Here is an 18,637-nt window from a genome sequence, read left to right as displayed (position 1 = left end):
CGGCGCTGCCGATCAGAAACGGCGGCTCGCGTCGGAGGGAAACGACGCGGCAAGCAAATGCGTGACCTTCGGCTCGGCGGCGGCGTGAAAGCGCCGCACTGAATCTTGGACGATGCGATCCGCATTGGTGACGCGCTGGTGCTGGCGCAGATGTTCGAGCCATGACGCGACCTGAAACACTTCCAGAAAGCGTCCCTTGTCGGCGGCGTCCTCGAACACGTCCCAGGCGTAGGCGCCGTCGCGGCGGCGCTGATGGCTGAGCTTGTGCAGCGCGCGCAGGAAGTCGTCGCGCTCGTCCGCAGCGATACGGTACTCGACCGTGATCAGCACCGGGCCCTGATCGGGCTCGGCGTCGATCGCCAGCACCGGCGCAGGCCAATGCATCGACGGCGCCAGATCCCGCGTAGCACCGCCGCGCAGTTTCCAGCGCCAGGTCAGCGCCACGCCGAGCACCGCGCCGGCGGCCGCCAGGAAATGCGCGAGCGGCAGACCGTAGGATGAAGCGAGCTGGCCCCAGAGCGCGCTGCCGGCCGTCATCGCGCCGAAAAACACCGTGACGAACATGGCGAGGCCGCGGCCACGCACCCAATCGGGCAGGGAGACCTGGACCGAGACGTTGAGATTGGCTAGCACTGCGATCCACGAGATGCCGGCCAGCATGCAGGCAGCGAAGCCGAGTTCGACCCTTGTGACGCTGCCGAGCAGCACCAAACTGATCGCGGTGCCGAGCGTGCCGGCGGCGACCATGCGGTCCGGGCCGAGGCGCTTCTTCAACGAAGGCAGCAGGAAGGCGCCGACGATGGCGCCGAGCCCGATCGCGCCGAGCAGGATGCCGTAGAGTTCGGGACCGCCAGCGATCTGCCGTCGCGCGACCAGCGGCAGCAGCGCCCAATAGGCGCTGGCGAAGAAGAAGAACGCCACCGCGCGTACCAGCGTGGCGCGCAGATCGGGGTTGTAGCGCGCGTGGCGGAAACCGATCACGATCGCGCTCATCAGCCGCTCCGCCGGCAGATTGGCAGTCCGCGTCGACACCGGACGCCACCACAGCAGCGCGCCGATCACCGCGAAATTGCTGAGCGCGTTGATCCAGAACGGCGCCGCCATGCCCATCACGCCGATCACCACGCCGCCGAGCGCCGGGCCGAGGGCGCGGCTGATATTAATGCCGACGCCGTTGCTGGCGACCGCCGAGGCAAGGTCCTGCTTCGGCACCAGATCCGGCACGATCGCCTGCCAGGCCGGTGCCGCGAACGCCGCGCCGGCGCCGAGCAGGAAAGTGAACAGCAACAGCAGCGTCGGGTTCATCAGTCCGAGCCACACCAGCAGCGCGCTGGCGACGGCGAACACGGTGAGGACGATCTCGATCAGAATCAGGAAGTGCCGCTTGTCGATGATGTCCGATAGTGCGCCGGCCGGGATCGCGAACAGAAACATTGGCAGGCTGGATGCGACTTGCACCAGCGAGACGGTGAGGGGATCGGCCTCCAGACTGGTCATCAGCCAGCCGGACGCCGCGTTGTACATCCAGGTGCCGACATTGGCGACAACGGTCGCGGTCCACACCACCGTAAAAGCGGTGTGGCGAAACGCCACCCACGCCGAGTTGCTGGCCTCGACCTGGGTTGAGCGTTCGCCGGCTGGCTGCATGCGGTCCTCGATCGGCGAACGCCGCGGCCGTGCGGCAGGGGTTGGCGGTCGTTCTCGGCAGAGTATCGGCGCCGCCGATCGCAGACTTGCAGGCTTCTGCGATGGTTTGAACGTTTGGGTGATCCGCGCCCACCGCGCGTTCGTGCAATCGGCGACGGGTTCGTCCAAGCCCTGTACGTCGATCTTGCGCAAGGTAGTGAACGAACCTGGCGCAGCCGCGTCGCTCACCCCACTTGGAGACCTTCGATGTCGAAACTGGATATGCTGACGCCCGACAACAGCGCGATCGCGTTGATCGATTATCAGCCGGCGATGTATCAGGGCGTGCAGTCCCACGATCGCCTGGGCGTGTTCAACAACATCCAGATTCTCGCCAAGGCGGCGAAGCTGTTCAAGATCCCGACGGTGATCTCGACGGTCGCCAAGGATTCGTTCTCTGGCCCGTTCATGCCGGAAGTCACCGACCTGTTTCCGAACCACGACATCATTGACCGCACCTCGATGAACTCGTGGCTCGACCCGAACTTCCGCAAGGCGGTGGCCGCCACCGGCCGCAAGAAGTTCGTCATCGCCGGCCTTTGGACCGAGGCCTGCGTGATGTTCCCCACGCTCGACATGCTCAAGGAAGGCTACGAGATCTACATCCCGGCCGATGCGTGCGGCGACCTGTCGATCGAAGCGCACAATCGCGCGATGGAGCGGGCGATCCAGGCCGGCGCGGTGCCGATCACCTCGTGCCAGTACGCCTTCGAATTGCAGCAGGATTGGGCGCGCTCGGAGACCTACGACGGCATGATGGACATCCTGCGCGCGCATTCGCCCTACGGTATCCAGGTTCGCTTCTCGAAGTGGGCGCTTGGCGAGCATGCCTCCGAGGGCGGCACCAAGGCCGCGTAACTCCGGCTTCACGCGGGAGAGCGCGATGAAAGTCTATCTGCTGTCCCTCGGCGCCGGCCTGCTGGTCGGCGTCATCTACAGCCTGATCAACGTGCGCTCGCCGGCGCCACCTCTGGTGGCGCTGGTCGGGCTGCTCGGGATTCTGGCGGGCGAACAGATCGTGCCGGTGGCGCGGCAGGTGATGGCCGGTCACGGCCTCGCTGCCGCTTGGCGGCAGGCGAAATGCGCGCCGCACATGTTCGGGATGCTGCCGGGCCAGGACGACGCATCGTCCAAGTCAGCCGCGCATCCCAATCCACCGGAGAAGACCTCATGACCGATGCACCGGATCTCATTCTGCACCGCGGCCTGTTCACGACGCTCGACCGCTCCAACCCGACTGCCAGCGCGGTGGCAATCAGCGGCGGCCGCTTCGTCGCGGTGGGACACGATCACGAGGTGCTGCCGCTGGCCGGGCCGTCGACCAAGGTGATCGACCTCAAGGGCCGGCGTGTGCTGCCGGGCCTGATCGACAACCATCTCCACATCATCCGCGGCGGTCTCAACTTCAACATGGAGCTGCGCTGGGACGGCGTGCGCTCGCTCGCCGACGCGATGAACATGCTGAAGCGCCAGGTGGCGATCACCCCGCCGCCGCAATGGGTGCGCGTTGTCGGCGGCTTCACCGAGCATCAGTTCGAAGAGAAGCGGCTGCCGACCATCGACGAGCTCAACGCGGTGGCGCCGGATACGCCGGTGTTCCTGCTGCATCTCTACGACCGCGCGCTCCTCAATGGCGCGGCGCTGCGCGCCGTCGGCTACACCAAGGATACGCCGGAGCCGCCCGGCGGCGAGATCATCCGCGACGCCGCCGGCAATCCGACGGGTCTGCTGCTCGCCAAGCCGAACGCCAACATCCTCTACGCGACCCTGGCAAAGGGCCCGAAGCTGCCGTTCGACTATCAGGTCAACTCGACCCGGCATTTCATGCGCGAGCTCAATCGGCTCGGCGTCACCGGCGCGATCGATGCCGGCGGTGGCTTCCAGAATTATCCCGACGATTATGCGGTGATCCAGAAGCTCGACGAGGAAGGGCAGCTGACGATCCGGCTTGCCTACAATCTGTTCACGCAGAAGCCGAAGGGCGAGAAGGACGACTTTCTCAACTGGACCAAGACGTCGAAATACCAGCAGGGCAACGACTACTTCCGCCACAACGGCGCCGGCGAGATGCTGGTGTTCTCGGCGGCGGACTTCGAGGATTTCCGCGTGCCGCGGCCCGACATGCCGCCGGAAATGGAGGGCGAGCTCGAGGAGGTCGTGCGCGTCCTGGTGCAGAACAAATGGCCGTGGCGGCTGCACGCGACCTATGACGAGACCATCTCGCGGGCGCTCGACGTGTTCGAGAAGGTGAATCAGGAGATGCCGCTGGAGGGGCTGCACTGGTTCTTCGATCACGCTGAAACGATTTCCGATCAGTCGATCGACCGCATCGCCGCGCTCGGCGGCGGCATTGCGGTGCAGCACCGCATGGCCTACCAGGGCGAGTATTTCGTCGAACGCTATGGCCTCGGCGCGGCGGAAGCGACGCCGCCGGTGAAGAAGATCCTCGACAAGGGCGTCAAGGTGTCGGCCGGCACCGACGCGACCCGCGTGGCGTCGTATAATCCGTGGGTGTCGCTGTCCTGGCTGGTCACCGGCCGCACCGTCGGCGGCCTGCGGATCACACCGCAGCGCAACTGCCTGGATCGCGAGACGGCGCTGCGGATGTGGACCGAGAACGTCACCTGGTTCTCCAATGAAGAAGGCAAGAAGGGCCGCATTGCCGTCGGCCAGCTCGCCGATGTGGTGGTTCCTGACCGCGATTACTTCGCCTGCAGCGAGGCGGAGATCGCCGACACGACGTCGCTGCTGACGGTGGTCGGCGGCAAGGTGGTGTATGGCGCCGGTGATTTCGCCAAGCTCGACGACTCCGCCCCGCCGCCGGCGATGCCGGACTGGTCGCCGGTGCGGCGGTTCGGTGGCTATGCGGCCTGGGCGGACGAGCCCGCCTCGGGCAACGCGGTAGCGCGGCAGGCGATCGCCTCCTGCGGTTGCGCCAATTCCTGCGGCGTTCACGGCCACGATCATGCGACAGCATGGTCGAGCAAGCTGCCGATCGCCGACCTCAAGAGCTTCTGGGGCGCGCTCGGCTGCGCGTGCTGGGCGGTGTGAGGTGAGACCGGCGGACCAGCCGCGGTGGGTGGCGACGCTGCTGGCGTCGCCGCTGCTGTGGCACGCCGCAAGGCTCGCGCTGGTCTCCGCCTATCTGCTCGGCGGCGTCGTGAAGCTGCTCGACTTCGCCGGCGCCGTCGCCGAGCAAGAGGCATTCGGCCTGCGTCCCGGCTGGTTGTGGGCGTCGCTGGCGATCGGGATCGAACTCGGGGGCTCGGCGCTGGTGCTCGCCGATCGTCTGGTCTGGCTCGGCGCCGGCGCGCTGGGCGTGCTGACTTTGGTGGCGATGCTGGCGGCGAATGCGTTCTGGACAGCTCCGGCCGCGGACCGCTGGATGCTGACCAATGCCTTCTTCGAACATCTCGGACTGATCGCCGGATTTGTCCTGGTGGCGATGCTGTCCTCCGGATGCGGCCGGCGTCCTGACATTTGCAAGGAGACTTCTATGAAACAGCTGTCGAAACCGATTCTGCTGCTGGCCCTCGCCGCGGCGCTGAGTTCGCCGGTGGCGGCGAAGCAAGCCAAGCCTGCCGTGGCGGTGGCGCCGCAATACGACACCACGCACGTCTATGTGGCCCCCGATGACGTCGACAAGTTCGTGGCGAGCTTCCTGGCGACCTTTGGCGGCAAGAGCACCAAGCAGGTGGTCGCCACGGTGACGCCGACCCCGAGCAGCACCACGTCGCAGCTGTTGCAGACCCCGGTCGGCACGGTCTCGCTGTTCGGCTTCAAGACGCCGATTCCGTATCCGTTCGGCGCCGAACGTAACGGCTATCTGGTTAGCGACATCGATGTGGCGATCAAGCAGGCACGAGCCGCCGGCGCTTCGGTGGTCGTATCGACCTTCCCAGACCCGATCGGGCGCGACGCGGTGGTGCAGTGGCCCGGCGGCGTCAACATGCAGCTGTACTGGCACACGACCAAGCCGGACTACGCGGCGTTCGAGAAAATTCCGGAGAACCGAGTCTATGTGCCGGCGGACCGCGCCGACGCCTTCGTGCGAAGCTTCCTGGCCTTCTCGCGCGGCAAGATCGTATCGGAGACGGACAAGGCGGCCGGCGCTGAGGTCGGCAAGCCGGCCGCGTCTATCAAGCGGGTGCGAATTGAATCCGCGTTCGGCAAGATGGTGGTGCTCGTCACCGACGGCCATCTGCCTTATCCTTACGGGCACGAGACCACCGGCTACGAGGTCGCGGATCTCGACGCGACCCTCGCGAAGGCGAAGGCGGCCGGCGTAACAGTGCTGGGTGAACCGGTGGCATTCGAGGATCGGAAGTCCGCCATGGTGCAGTTTCCCGGTGGCTATGTGGCGGAGATTCACGCGGTGACTGCCAAGCACGCCGCGGCAAAGTGATGGGGGACCGGGTGCGGAAGAGCGCGAGGTGAGGGGACGGATCAAGACTGGTGCCATGCGCGTGCTGCCCCTGGCAGGTGCGCTGGCGCTGGCCGTTCCTGCGCACGCTGCCGACGACGCGGCTGCCGCGACGCCCGCGCCGGCGACGCGTCCTGCGATTCAATCCAATCGCTGGGCAGAGGACTGGTCGGTGCTGGCCGACCCCAAGCTGCGCACCGAGCCGCTCGATGCACTGAAATATATCCCGCTGTGGGCGAGCGATCCGAAGAGCTACGTCTCGCTCGGCGCCACCTTCCGGCAACGCTTCGAGTCCAACGATGCGGCCGGCTTCGGCACGGCCGGGACGCGCTCGGACAGCTATTTCATCCAGCGTCTGCAGGTGCACGCCGACGTGCATTTCGACGAAAACTGGCGGGCTTTCGTCCAGCTCGAGGACGACCGTGCCCTCGATAAGCTGGTGGTCACCTCGGCCGACCAGGACCGCGCCGATCTGCGGCTGGCATTTTTGGAATACACGCGGCAGTTCGACAGCGGTCTGCTCAAGGCGCGCATCGGCCGGCAGGATTTCGCGTTCGACCTGCAGCGCTTCGTGTCGTCGCGCGACGGCCCGAACGTGCGGCAGTCATTCGACGCGATCTGGGCGGACTGGGAGACGGGGGCGTGGCGGTTCATCGGCTTCGTCAGCCGGCCGGTGCAGTATTTCGACGAGCGCCCATTCGACGATCGCTCCAACGATCAGTTCCGCTTCAGCACGATCCGCATCGAGCGCAAGGTGTTCGGAAGTGATGAACTGTCCGGCTATTACTCGTTCTACGAAAAAGCAGGCGCCAAATATCTCGACGCTTTCGGCGACGAACGGCGTCATGTGTTCGATATCCGATTCGCCGGCAAGGCCGAGCAGCTCGACTGGGATCTCGAGGCGATGGGGCAGCTCGGCCAGGTCGGCGCCAGCACGGCGCGGGCCTGGGCGGTCGGCGCGCGCGCCGGCTACACGTTGAACGCGACTTGGCAGCCGCGACTGGGGCTGCAGTTCGACGCGGCCTCGGGCGACAATCGGCCCGGCGACGGCGTGCTCGGCACCTTCAATCCGCTGTTCCCGAACGGCTATTACTTCACGCTAGCGGGCTACACCGGCTATGCGAACCTGGTTCACCTCAAGCCATCGCTCACCATCAGCCCTGCCGCCAAGTTGAAGGTGATGGCGGCGGCCGGCTTGCAATGGCGCACAACGACGGCGGACGCGGTGTACGTCCAGCCGAGTAATCCGGTGCCCGGAACGGCCGGCACCGGCAGCAGCTGGACCGGCGCCTACGGCCAACTCCGCGTCGACTACGCTTTCGATGCGCACCTCACCGGCGCGATCGAGGCGGTGCATTTCGAGATCGGCGACACGCTTCGCAACGCCGGCGGACGCAGCAGCGACTATCTCGGCGCGCAATTGCAGTATGGGTGGTGATCAGTGTACCAGTCCTCATCCTGAGGAGCCCGGCGCAGCCGGGCGTCTCGAAGGATGGGCCACGAGCGCCTGCGGCGCATGGTTCGAGACGGCGCTTCGCGCCTCCTCACCATGAGGTCGTGCTTGTTGCGAAGCTGAATGTTGGCGCCGGATGCCCGGCCTTGTGCCGGGCATCCACGCCTTGCTGAAGGAAATGCAGGAATGGCGTGGATGGCTGGGACAAGCCCGGCCATGACGAGTTCGTGAGCGCCTGGGCGACGGAAGGGCCGGCCGGAGAGAGGGATCTGGCTCCGGCCTCTCAGTCGCTCACTCTTTGACAAAGGCCAGTAGATCGGCGTTGAGCACGTCGGCATGGGTGGTTAGCATGCCGTGCGGATAGCCCGGATAGGTCTTGAGCTTGCCGTTCTTCAGCAGCTTGACCGAGAGGCGGGCGGAGTCGTCGATCGGCACGATCTGATCGTCCTCGCCGTGCAGCACCAACGTCGGCACGCTGATCGCCTTGAGATCGTCGGTCTGGTCGGTCTCGGAGAACGCCTTGATGCCGTCGTAGTGCGCGTTGGCGCCGCCCATCATGCCTTGCCGCCACCAATTGTCGACGACGCCCGGCATGGTTTTTACGCCGTCGCGGTTGAAGCCGTAGAACGGGCCGGCCGGCACATCGACAAAGAACTGCGCGCGGTTGTCGGCGAGCGCCTTGCGGAAACCGTCGAACACCTCGATCGGCAGACCGCCGGGGTTCTTCTCGGTCTTCAGCATCAGCGGTGGCACCGCCGACACCAGCACGGCTTTCGCGACGCGGCCGTGCGGCTCGCCGAACTTCGCGACGTAGCGGGCGACTTCGCCGCCGCCGGTGGAGTGGCCGATATGCACTGCCTTCTTGAGGTCGAGATGTTCGGCGACCGCGAAAGCGTCGGCCGCGTAGTGATCCATGTCGTGGCCGGTGTCGACCTGCGCCGACCGGCCATGGCCGCGGCGGTCATGGGCAACGACGCGATAGCCGTGGGCGCGGAAGAACAGCATCTGCGCATCCCAGTCATCGGACGATAGCGGCCAGCCGTGATGAAACACGATCGGCTGCGCCGATTTCGGGCCCCAATCCTTGTAGAAGATGTCGACGCCGTCCTTGGTCTTCACAAATCCGCTGCTCATCGGGTGGTCTCCATGCGAGGGGCCAGAAGGATGCGCAGGCTGCGCGACGGCGCTGCCTGGCAAAAGTGCGATACAGGCGGCACCGGCCATCATCTCCCGGCGGGAGAGTAAAGGACCGTGCTGCGCGTGGGCATCGGGTAGTCTGACGCCATCGTCGGCGGCGGTTTTGGTCACGTCAACCTCCGGGAGGGCGAGGAGCAGGTCACGATGCCGCAGCCACGGCGCCGACCGCTTCGATGATAACATCGGCAACCGCTTGTGGCTGTGACAGGATCGAGAGATGGCTGGACTGCAGCTCGGTGGTGGTGGCGCTGAGGCGTTTCGCGAGTTCGCGCTGCAAGTCGACACTGACCACGCGGTCGTTCGCTGAGACGATGTACCAGTTCGGCCGGGTGGCCCACGCGGCTTCAGTGATCTTGTCGCCAAAGGTCGATTCCGGCAGCGGCGGCTGCACCACCGCGAGCACGCGCGCATCGTCCTCCGATAGGTCCTGCGCGACGTCGCTGATCCAGCCCTCGGGGCTGAGCTTAAGCAGCCCGGGGCCGGCCTTGACGATTTGGCTCAGGCCGGGCGGCGCCGGATGCGAGCCGACGAGATCTCCGACCGACTCGCCGACCTTCGGCGGCAGAGCGGCGACGAACACAAGCGCCTCGACCTTCGGGTCGTTTCCGGCCTCTGCGATCACCGCGCCGCCCCAACTATGGCCGACCAGCACGATCGGCCCCTCGATCGCATCAAGCACCAGCTTTGTCGCCTCGACATCGGCCGCGAGGGACGTCGTCGGGTTCTGGACCGCGACCACCGGAATGCCCTTTTTGATCAGAAGAGGAACGACAAGCCGCCAACTCGATCCGTCGGCCCAGGCGCCGTGGACGAGAACGACGGTGGGGGACGACGTGGGGCTGCTCATGTGTGATTTCCTGCTCGGGATCGAATGCATCGCAGCTTATCTAGAGCACACTGAGCGGCGTCTCTTGTCGGTTCGCACGGTGGCTTGAACATTCACTCGATGCGATCGCCCGGATCAGGCGATGACCGGGGCAGCGAAAAGTGAAAGGCGGCGCCGCGCGGCTTGACCGACGTCGCCCAAAGTCGGCCGCCGTGTGCTTCCACGATCGACTTGCTGATCGACAGCCCCATGCCCATGCCGTGCGGTTTAGTCGTCACCAACGCCTCAAACAGCTGATCGATGCGGTCTTCATCGAAGCCGAGGCCGTTGTCGGCGACGGTGACCATGATGGTGTCGCTTTCGGCCGACCGCGTCGCGACGTGGAGCGTTCGCCGGCCTTCGATCGCCGCTGTCGACTCGATGGCATTCATCGTCAGATTGAGCAAAACCTGCTGGAGCTGGACTCTGTTCCCCAGCACCGTGCTGTCGGTATCGGTGAGGTCCGTCTCGAGTTGAACGGTGTGCTGGCGAAGCTCGCTTTGGATGATCGAAAGCATTTCGATGACGACATCGTTGATATCCACGGCGGACATCTTGGGCGACGATTTGACTGCGAGGCCTCGGATGGTTTGAACCACGTCCGCGGCGCGGCGGCCGTTTTCGATCACCCGGCGGGCCGCATTCCTGGCTTCCTCGGTCGACGGCTTGTCGTTGTTCAGCCATCTCACGCAGACCTCGGCATTGGTGATGATCGCGGTCAAAGGCTGATTGATCTCGTGCGCGATCGAGATCACCAATTCGCCGATGGCGGTGAGCCGCGACATCCGCATCAGCTCGGATTGAGATTTCTGCAGCGCTTCGACGAGCGCGTCCTTCTCCTCTAGCAGTGCGTTCTTCAACGACATCGCAGCCTGCGACGCCAGAAGCTTGAGTACTGTCAGCTTCGCGGGGGTAAAAATGCCGGCCGCGAGATTATTCTCGAGGAAGATGATGCCGACGAGCTTGGTGCGTTTAATCAGGGGCAGGCACAGGACCGATCGGCATTGGACGGAGGCGATGTAGGAATCGTCGACGAAAGCACCGCTGGCGCGCGCATCGTCGAGCATCACAGCTTCCCCGGTGCGGGTGACGACGTTGACGATCGTGATCGGCAATTCGGCGGCCGACACGCTCTCATCGCGTAGCGAAACGCGAATGCCCTCCTGGCTCGTTCTGGCTTCCGCGCGCACACGCAGCTCGTCGCCCTGCGGGATGATCAGCAGACCGCGCTGCGCGCCGGCGTGTTCGATCACCAGAGTCATCAGCGTTTCCATCAGACGAGAAACGCCCGGTTCGTTCGAGACCGCCTCCGAGGTCTTGACCACGGTCGCCAGGTCGAAGCTGTCGGCGAATTCCGGTGGCACAGTCGGCGCTGCCAGCAGGCCGAGGCCGGGGTGTTGTCGCTCGATCTGCTTCGCCTTCCCGACGGCGCCCCAGCGATGATAGCAGTCGCGCGCTCGCAGCAGATGCGTTTCGTAACCGGTTTGCAGGCCCTCGCGATGATAGAGACGGGAAGCCAGTTCGTGCGCGATCGCTTCGATTTGCAGAAAGCGGTGGCGCTGTGAAGATGAGATGGCGCGATCATAAGACCGGATTGCGTCGAACGGCCGGTTGTCGATCCGTGCGATCTCAGCGGCCAGCACGGCTGTGCGGCCCTCGAAATTCTCGTGGCAATGGATTTCCCATTCCGACATCTGGCGATGTGCTTCGACCAGTCCAGCCTTCAATGTCTCGCGCAGGCTCGCGGGCGCGGAGTCGTAGTAGGCGGCCTGAACAAGTCCACCATAGAAGCACATGACGACGTACTCGAAATGACCGAAGGTGGTCCACAGAAGAGGCGTGGCTTTCTCCAGCGCAACGTAGGCCTCGGCAAACTCGCCGGCGAAATAGCGAGCCTGCATCTTCCGGATCCAGAACCAGCAGGTCGCGATATCGAGGCTGGAATTGGTCGAGAGTTGCTGTTCGAACTCGGTCTCGTCGAAACGGGAATCGTTGAGCGAACCGAAGGCGTCGGTGTCGCCCTTCAGCATCCGTACGAGCTGAAGCTGGGTCGTCATAATGTGAACGATCAATCCGAATTTGGCGCGCTGCATCAGGTGGAGCCGGGCCGCCGCTTCGGGCTCGATGTCGTCGAGCAGGTCGCCGGCGTCCAAGCGGTTGGTGATCAGCGTGCAGGACGAAAATCCGGCATACGTCAGATCCCCGGTCTCGTTGGATTCGTCGAATGCGCGACGCAGGTATTTCTGCGACTCCGTCAGTGGTCTGGCCCAGGGCAGGACGTGAGCCCCATAGGTGAGGTCAACGCGTGCTTTGTATTTGTCGAGGCCGCGTTGTTCGGCGAGACGAAGGCCGAGTTCACCGAAACTGAGCGCAGCACGGTAGTCGCCGAAGGTCGGCCCGGCCACCATCCCGAGATACGCATAGGCCAGGGCGGAAGCGTCGCTGTTGCCGTGGTGGATGCTGAGATTCGCCATCCGGCACAGGATCAGGCAAACCAGATTGAGATCGGTGAAGAAGGCGGGCGCCAGCGCCGCAGTCATGACGCCGAGAGAGGCGCAATGCTTCGGATCGGTCGCGATCGGCAGATCCAGCAGCGCGGCGATCGAGAGGCCGTCGAGCCGCCGCGCCAGGCGTTGATACTCGGCGCGCGCGTCGTCGCGGCTGGGTCGTCGGGGCCAAACGATGCCGACCTCGCTCAGATAGTCGAGGCAAGTGCTCACGGCGTCGGCACTGCGATCCATCGCGGTGTAGAGCGTGATCTGCAATGCGACGACAGCAGCCTTGTCGACTTCGTCGGGCGCTTCGGGCCGCAGGCTCCGCAGCCGGGCCTCGGCGGTAGTCGGACGGCCGGTGAGGAATTCGGATTCTGCGAGCAGGTATTCGATCTGAAACGCTAGGTCGCGGTGCTCTCGCCATTCCTGCTTGGTCAGAAGAGAGCGGGCAGCCGTCAGGTAGATCAATGCGGATTGGTGAGCGATCGCCCGTCGCGCAGCGTTGCCGGCCTCGAGGTTGTATTTCGCCATCGTCAGCCGCTCCGCCGCCGCCGAGACGAGTGCGGCGCCCGAGTTGTAGTGGTTGACGATCTGAAAAATCACATCCGACGATGGTGACAGTCCCGCATCGGCCGCCAGCTGACGAGCGATGAACAGATGCTGCGCTGCCAGATCAGCCGCGGGTATCAGCCGATAGGCAGCTTCCCTCACGCGGTCGTGGACGAAGCGATAGTCGGATCCGGCGCGTAGTACCAATTCGCTGGCCACCAGTTCCTGCAGACCAGCGTGAACCCGATCTTCCGGCAACTCACACAGCCGGCCGAGCGTTTCGGCGTCGGCATACATGCCGAGACACGAGAATACCTTGACGATCTTCAAGGCGACCGGCGGCAGCTTGTCGAGCCGCCGTGACATCAGATCGACCACGTTGTCGGTGTAGCCCTTGGCGTCGATCAGATCGACGTTCCAGGTCCACTCGTGACGGAGCGCATCGAATACGAGAAGCTGCTCGTGAACCAGCGATGAGAAGAATTGAATGGCGAAGAATGGATTTCCATCGGTCTTGCGGTGGATCAGCGCAGCCAGCGGCGAGACGCGCTCAGGCTCACTGCGCAAAACGTCGGCGACGAGGCTCCGCACGTTCTCGAAGGTCAGCGCCGGCAATCGAACTTCGTCCAGGTGCGCCGCATGGCGTCGGATATCGTTCAACGCCGCGGCGAGGGGGTGGGAATCGCCGACCTCGTTGTCGCGGTAGGCGCAGATCATCAGGAGGTGGCTGATCTCCGGCGTGCCCGCGATCCTGACCAGGAATTCTGCCGTCGCGGTGTCGAACCACTGCAGGTCGTCCAGAAACACAACCAGCGGATGTTCCGGCCTGGCGAGGGCGGCGAGAAAACGGCTGAGCACGGCTTGAAACCCGCCGCGGCTTTCCTGGGGAGGCAGATCGGGGATTGCGGGTTGATCGCCGATCAGCAGCGCCAGCTCTGGAACGAGATTGACCATCAGTTCGCCGTTGGCGCCAAGGGAGTCGCAGAGCCGATCCCGCCAGCGTGCCAGCTCCGCCTCGTCCTCGCCGAGGATCTGCCGCACGAAGGATTGGAACGCCTGCGCCAGCGTGGCGAAGGGGATATCGCGGTTGTACTGATCGAACTTGCCGGAAATGAACAAGCCGTTGCTCGGCGTCAACGTCTTGCGTAGTTCGTTGACAACTGAAGATTTGCCCGCGCCCGAATAGCCGGAGATCAGCACCCATTCGGTCGATCCGGTGGAGGCGACGCGATGATAGGCGGAGAGAAGCCGGTTGATCTCGGCGTCGCGTCCGTAGAGCTTCTCGCTCATGCGGATGACGCCGCAGGCGTCCTGGGCCGTCAGCCTGACCCCGGCCGTCGTGTGGTACGCTTCCCAGGCGACGAGGCAGGATCGCAGGTCGCGCTCGACGGTGGCGGCGGTGAGGTAACGATCGTCGGCCGATTTCGATAGCAGCCGGAAAATCAGCTGTTCGATCACCACGGTCTCGGGACGCGCGGAGGGAAATGGATTGGGAGCTCGGGCGATGTGGTAGTGGATCCACTGCGTGGAGCTGCTGGCGACAAACGGCAGGTCGCCCGACGCGATCATCTGATACAGCACGATCCCCAAAACATAGAGGTCGCTGCGAGCGTCGATCGAGCGGTTTACGCGTCCGGTCTGTTCCGGCGACATGTAGATCGGTGACTCGACGAGCGATTCGTGGATTGCGAGATCGGGGCGTTCGCGATGAAATCGCGAGGCTCCCGCCAGCCCGGTCAGCCAAACGTGGTCGGCAGGGTCGATCCAGATGGTGTCCGGACTCAGATTGCGGTGAATGAAGCCTCGCAGATGGACGTAGCTCAGCGCGTGAGCCAGCCCGACCGCTCGCCGGAGAAACCGGGCGACGTCGAGAGGCTGATCGAGTAGTTCGGCAAGGGGACGCGCATCGCGATCGTCGACCAGAAGCCCGATTCGCCCTTCGGCGGAGACCAACTCGCGAGGATGAACGACGAGCTCCGGGTCGAGGTCGCGCGCGATGGCGAATTCCTGCGCCAGTCGCTGCACGACGGCGGGATCGCACGACTCTCCCATGAGGAGCAGCGACGCTGGGCCAAGATCGTCCTGTACCTGGTAGATGGCATAGCGGCCATTGCGCCTCATGAACCGCAAGGGAGCCGTGACGACCCGGAACGGGTCCGATCCGCTTGGGTGGTGCGCAGGATCCATCAGTCCGGTCCCCTCCCGCTCTGCGGGGTGATCGCGCGATGAATACACTGGACCAGAACCTGAGGATCGAAAGGCTTGCTCAGGAAGCCGACGGCTTGGAGAGCCAGCGCGCGTGCCTCAATCCTTTTGTCGGGGAAGGCCGTGATGAAGATCACCGGCGGCGCGCCACCTTCTGCGACCAATCGTGCATAAAGGTCGAGGCCATTGAGGCCGGCCATTTGCACGTCGGTGATCAGACATGCAGTCGCGGCGATCAGCCCAGACTCCAGATATTGCTGCGCCGAAGCAAAGCCACGGGATTCGAAGCCGAGTGATTTGATCAGTCCCTCGATGGCGATCCGGACATTTTCGTCGTCGTCTATCACCGAGATGATCTTGCCGATGGTCAAGTCTGCCATCCTCAAGGGGCGATCCAGCACGATCCGCCGGCTCCCGACAGTGCGGCAGCCATTGTGGCCTTATAAGTCATACGATGGTTTAATGTCGGTTCCGCCAGCGTCGCGGCAGATCAACTCCGCCATTCTCACCAGATCGGCGAGTGAGCGCGCGCTCATCTTTTTCATGACCCGACCGCGATGAATCTTGACGGTGATCTCGCTGAGGCCGAGGTCCGCGGCGACGATCTTGTTCATCGATCCGGCTACGACCATCTCGAAGATCTGCTTCTCGCGCGGAGTCAGCGTCCGGAAGCGTTGCAGAATCTCGTCGCGCCTACCGTCTGCCTCGCGACGTTTGCGATCCAGTTCGGTAGCGGCGGCCACCGCATCGAGCATCTCCTGATCTCGAAACGGTTTGGTGAGAAAGTCCACGGCTCCGGCCTTCATGCCGCGGACAGTCATGGGGACATCGCCGTAGCCGGTCATGAAGATGATCGGGATGCGGACATTCAGCCGCGATAGGATATCCTGGAGGTCGAGGCCGCTGGTACCGGGTAAGCGGACATCAAGGATCATGCAATTGGCGTCGGTTGGCACGCCCGCCGTCAGAAGCTGCTGAGCGGAAGAGAACAGCGCAACTCTGTTGCCTACCGAAAGAAACAGGCCGGCCAGAGCCTCTCTGATGTCGGCATCGTCATCGACGATCACGACGAGTGGGCCGGCCGCTGAAGTCATGAATCCCGCTGCTATGTTCCGATCCGCCCCACTTTACCCAAAGTCGTCGGGCGGCGCCAGTTAGCGGGATGCAGCACGCCGGACCGCGCCCATGCTGCAACCGCATCACTCGAACAGGTCGCTCCGCAATGCAAGTTCGAAGAGGGCGGGTCGACGGGATGCGCCTCGAGCAGCAAGCCTCGATGCGCAGCAGTCGGAGCCGCTGTGTCGGACGGCCGGCTCCGCGCCCACTATCGCACTACTTCGATTTCTGCCGATTCTTGCTGCTCTCAGCGGCCTTGGCGAGGGCGGCCGCGAAAGCACCACCACCTCCGCTGGTCTCGGGGCGTGGCCGATGGCGATCGATCAGCTTGGCCCCGGCTCCGCCGCCGCCCGACTGGCGACGCTCGCCGGCCTTCGGGATCGGGTCGGACATCCGCAGCGTCAGGCCGATGCGATTGCGCGGCACGTCGACTTCCAGCACCTTGACCTTGACTACCTGGCCCGGCTTGACGACCTCGCGCGGATCGTTGATCCGCCGCTCGGACATCGCCGAGATGTGGATCAGGCCGTCCTGATGCACGCCGATATCGGCGAAGGCGCCGAACGCGGCGACGTTGGTAATGGTGGCTTCGAGGATCATGCCGGGCTTGAGGTCGGTGATCTTCTCGACGCCTTCCTGGAAGGTCGCGGTCTTGAACTCCGGTCGCGGATCGCGGCCGGGCTTATCGAGTTCCTTGATGATGTCGGTGACGGTCGGGATGCCGAACTTGTCGTCGGCGAACTCTGCCGGCCGCAGCGTCTGCAGCGTCTTGGTCTGGCCGATCAGCGCCTTGATGTCGCTCTTGGTGGCCGCCAGGATCTTCTTGACGATCGGATAGGCTTCCGGATGCACGCCGGAGGCGTCGAGCGGATTTTCGCCGTCGCGGATGCGCAGGAAGCCGGCGCATTGCTCGAACGCCTTCGGTCCGAGCCGCGGCACCTCCTTGAGCTTGGCGCGGCTCGGAAACGGGCCGTTGGCGTCACGATGCGCGACGATGTTCTGCGCGAGCGTTTCGCCGATGCCCGACACCCGCGCCAGCAGCGGCGCCGAGGCGGTGTTGAGATCGACGCCGACAGCGTTCACGCAGTCTTCCACAGTGGCATCGAGCGCGCGCGACAGCGTGTACTGATTGAGGTCGTGCTGGTACTGCCCGACGCCGATCGACTGCGGCGGCACCTTCACCAACTCGCCGAGTGGATCCTGCAGCCGCCGCGCGATCGACACCGCGCCGCGGATCGAGACGTCGAGGTCGGGAAATTCCTTCGAGGCGAATTCGGACGCGGAGTACACCGACGCGCCGGCCTCGGAGACGATCGCCTTGGTGAGCTTGAGGTCGGGCTTGGCTTTCATCAGATCCGCGACCAGCTTTTCGGTCTCGCGCGACGCGGTGCCGTTCCCGATCGCCACCAGCTCGATACGATGCTTGACGCACAGCTGCGCCAGCTCGAGCATGCTCTCGTTCCACTTCCGCGCCGGCTCGTGCGGATAGATCGTGGTGTGATCGACGAACTTGCCGGTGCGGTCGATCACCGCGACCTTGACGCCGGTGCGGAAGCCGGGATCGAGGCCCAGCGTGGCGCGGCCACCGGCCGGGGCGGCGAGCAGCAGGTCGCGCAGATTGGCGGCGAACACGCGTACCGCTTCCTTCTCCGCCTGCTGCCACAGCCGCATTCGGACGTCGAGCGCCAGCCCGGTTTTGATCCGGGTGCGCCACGCCCAGCGCACGCAGTCGGACAGGAAGCCATCGGCCGGCCGGCCCTTGCGCGAGATCCCGAACGTGGCAGCGATACGGTTCTCGTATTGCGTCGGCTCTTTGGAGTCGGGATCTTCGCCGTCGCCGAAATCGAGCGACAGGATCTCCTCCTTTTCGCCGCGCAGCAGCGCCAGAATGCGATGCGACGGCAGCTTTTCGTAGGGCTCGGAGAAGTCGAAATAATCGGCGAACTTGGCGCCGGCGGTTTTCTTGCCGTCGCGCACGCTGGCCTTGATCTGACCGCGGCTCCACATCGCTTCGCGCAGGCTCCCGGTGAGGTCGGCGTGCTCGGAGAAGCGCTCGACCAGAATCGCGCGCGCGCCTTCCAGCGCGGCCTTGACGTCGGCGACCGGATGCTCGCCCTCGGCCTTTACATAGGCGGCGGCCTCGGCCTGCGGATCCTTGTCGGGATTCTGCAGCAGCAGATCGGCGAGCGGCTCCAGCCCGCACTCGCGCGCGATCTGCGCTTTGGTGCGGCGCTTCTCCTTGAACGGCAGATAGATGTCCTCGAGCCGCGCCTTGGTGTCGGCGGCGAGCAGCGCCTTCTCTATCTCTGGCGTCAGCTTGCCCTGTTCCTTGATGCTGTCGATGATGGCGAGGCGCCGCGCGTCCATCTCGCGCAGATAGGTCAACCGCTCTTCCAGCGTGCGCAATTGCGCGTCGTCGAGCATGCCGGTCGCTTCCTTGCGATAGCGCGCAATGAACGGGACGGTCGCCCCACCGTCGAGCAGGTCGATGGCAGCCTGAACCTGTTCTTCACGGACGGCGAGTTCGGTGGCGATGATGGACGCGATTTTCGGCACTGGAAGTCTCTCGGAACGATGGCAAGGACGTCGACGCTTCGCTGAAGGGCGCGGCGAATCGAAGGCAACCTACGACATCTCGGCAGCGAGGTGGA

12 protein-coding genes and 1 pseudogene are annotated in these 18,637 nt (G+C 64.6%); 6 read left to right on the top strand and 7 right to left on the bottom strand.

Annotated elements, in window-relative coordinates; genetic code table 11:
- Positions 1 to 12 precede the first annotated feature (12 nt).
- Positions 13 to 1,647, bottom strand: coding sequence for an MFS transporter (locus IP86_RS02170; RefSeq protein WP_054160934.1), 1,635 nt, complete (start codon positions 1,645 to 1,647; stop codon positions 13 to 15).
- Positions 1,648 to 1,893: 246 nt separating this feature from the next.
- Between IP86_RS02170 and IP86_RS02165 the strand changes: the two genes are divergently transcribed.
- From IP86_RS02165 to IP86_RS02145, 6 genes and pseudogenes are all read left to right on the top strand, one after another.
- Positions 1,894 to 2,544: a hydrolase gene (locus IP86_RS02165; RefSeq protein WP_054160933.1), complete on the top strand. Its 651-nt coding sequence runs from the start codon at positions 1,894 to 1,896 to the stop codon at positions 2,542 to 2,544.
- A 25-nt stretch (positions 2,545 to 2,569) separates the two neighbouring features.
- The gene (locus IP86_RS02160; protein WP_054160932.1) at positions 2,570 to 2,860 is read left to right on the top strand and encodes a XapX domain-containing protein; all 291 of its coding nucleotides are present in this window, start codon (positions 2,570 to 2,572) and stop codon (positions 2,858 to 2,860) included.
- Complete coding sequence (locus tag IP86_RS02155) at positions 2,857 to 4,737, top strand: amidohydrolase (protein ID WP_054160931.1); 1,881 nt, start codon at positions 2,857 to 2,859, stop codon at positions 4,735 to 4,737. The genes IP86_RS02160 and IP86_RS02155 overlap by 4 nt, the downstream gene beginning before the upstream one ends.
- A 1-nt stretch (position 4,738) precedes the next feature.
- Positions 4,739 to 5,140 (top strand): annotated as a pseudogene (locus IP86_RS28940) (DoxX family protein); the annotation flags it as partial.
- Between the two features lie 42 nt (positions 5,141 to 5,182).
- A complete protein-coding gene (locus IP86_RS28935) occupies positions 5,183 to 6,091 on the top strand; it encodes a VOC family protein (protein WP_054161058.1) in 909 nt (302 codons plus the stop codon).
- A 55-nt stretch (positions 6,092 to 6,146) separates the two neighbouring features.
- The gene (locus IP86_RS02145; RefSeq protein WP_054160930.1) at positions 6,147 to 7,547 is read left to right on the top strand and encodes an alginate export family protein; all 1,401 of its coding nucleotides are present in this window, start codon (positions 6,147 to 6,149) and stop codon (positions 7,545 to 7,547) included.
- A gap of 306 nt (positions 7,548 to 7,853) precedes the next feature.
- Here IP86_RS02145 and IP86_RS02140 read toward each other — a convergent pair whose 3' ends face one another.
- From IP86_RS02140 to IP86_RS02115, 6 genes are all read right to left on the bottom strand, one after another.
- Positions 7,854 to 8,696: an alpha/beta fold hydrolase gene (locus IP86_RS02140; protein ID WP_054160929.1), complete on the bottom strand. Its 843-nt coding sequence runs from the start codon at positions 8,694 to 8,696 to the stop codon at positions 7,854 to 7,856.
- A gap of 202 nt (positions 8,697 to 8,898) precedes the next feature.
- On the bottom strand, positions 8,899 to 9,606 hold the full coding sequence (locus IP86_RS02135) for an alpha/beta fold hydrolase (RefSeq protein WP_156332354.1): 708 nt from the start codon (positions 9,604 to 9,606) through the stop codon (positions 8,899 to 8,901).
- 92 nt (positions 9,607 to 9,698) lie between these two features.
- Entirely contained in the window at positions 9,699 to 14,852 is a 5,154-nt protein-coding gene (locus IP86_RS02130; protein ID WP_054160927.1) for a trifunctional serine/threonine-protein kinase/ATP-binding protein/sensor histidine kinase, read from the bottom strand.
- Entirely contained in the window at positions 14,852 to 15,241 is a 390-nt protein-coding gene (locus tag IP86_RS02125) for a response regulator transcription factor (RefSeq protein WP_054161057.1), read from the bottom strand. The genes IP86_RS02130 and IP86_RS02125 overlap by 1 nt, the downstream gene beginning before the upstream one ends.
- 69 nt (positions 15,242 to 15,310) lie before the next feature.
- On the bottom strand, positions 15,311 to 15,964 hold the full coding sequence (locus tag IP86_RS02120; protein ID WP_054160926.1) for a response regulator transcription factor: 654 nt from the start codon (positions 15,962 to 15,964) through the stop codon (positions 15,311 to 15,313).
- 238 nt (positions 15,965 to 16,202) lie between these two features.
- Entirely contained in the window at positions 16,203 to 18,542 is a 2,340-nt protein-coding gene (locus IP86_RS02115; RefSeq protein WP_054160925.1) for a Tex family protein, read from the bottom strand.
- Positions 18,543 to 18,637 lie beyond the last annotated feature (95 nt).

It is taken from the genome of Rhodopseudomonas sp. AAP120, from assembly GCF_001295845.1.
Lineage (GTDB): Bacteria > Pseudomonadota > Alphaproteobacteria > Rhizobiales > Xanthobacteraceae > Rhodopseudomonas.
This window is presented reverse-complemented; position numbering and strand designations above follow the sequence as displayed.

Bases quoted from the DNA above. Each gene is read 5' to 3' on its own strand.
- IP86_RS02170 (WP_054160934.1), bottom strand. From the start codon at position 1,647: ATGCAGCCAGCCGGCGAACGCTCAACCCAGGTCGAGGCCAGCAACTCG.
- IP86_RS02165 (WP_054160933.1), top strand. From the start codon at position 1,894: ATGTCGAAACTGGATATGCTGACGCCCGACAACAGCGCGATCGCGTTG.
- IP86_RS02160 (WP_054160932.1), top strand. From the start codon at position 2,570: ATGAAAGTCTATCTGCTGTCCCTCGGCGCCGGCCTGCTGGTCGGCGTC.
- IP86_RS02155 (WP_054160931.1), top strand. From the start codon at position 2,857: ATGACCGATGCACCGGATCTCATTCTGCACCGCGGCCTGTTCACGACG.
- IP86_RS28935 (WP_054161058.1), top strand. From the start codon at position 5,183: ATGAAACAGCTGTCGAAACCGATTCTGCTGCTGGCCCTCGCCGCGGCG.
- IP86_RS02145 (WP_054160930.1), top strand. From the start codon at position 6,147: ATGCGCGTGCTGCCCCTGGCAGGTGCGCTGGCGCTGGCCGTTCCTGCG.
- IP86_RS02140 (WP_054160929.1), bottom strand. From the start codon at position 8,696: ATGAGCAGCGGATTTGTGAAGACCAAGGACGGCGTCGACATCTTCTAC.
- IP86_RS02135 (WP_156332354.1), bottom strand. From the start codon at position 9,606: ATGAGCAGCCCCACGTCGTCCCCCACCGTCGTTCTCGTCCACGGCGCC.
- IP86_RS02130 (WP_054160927.1), bottom strand. From the start codon at position 14,852: ATGGATCCTGCGCACCACCCAAGCGGATCGGACCCGTTCCGGGTCGTC.
- IP86_RS02120 (WP_054160926.1), bottom strand. From the start codon at position 15,964: ATGACTTCAGCGGCCGGCCCACTCGTCGTGATCGTCGATGACGATGCC.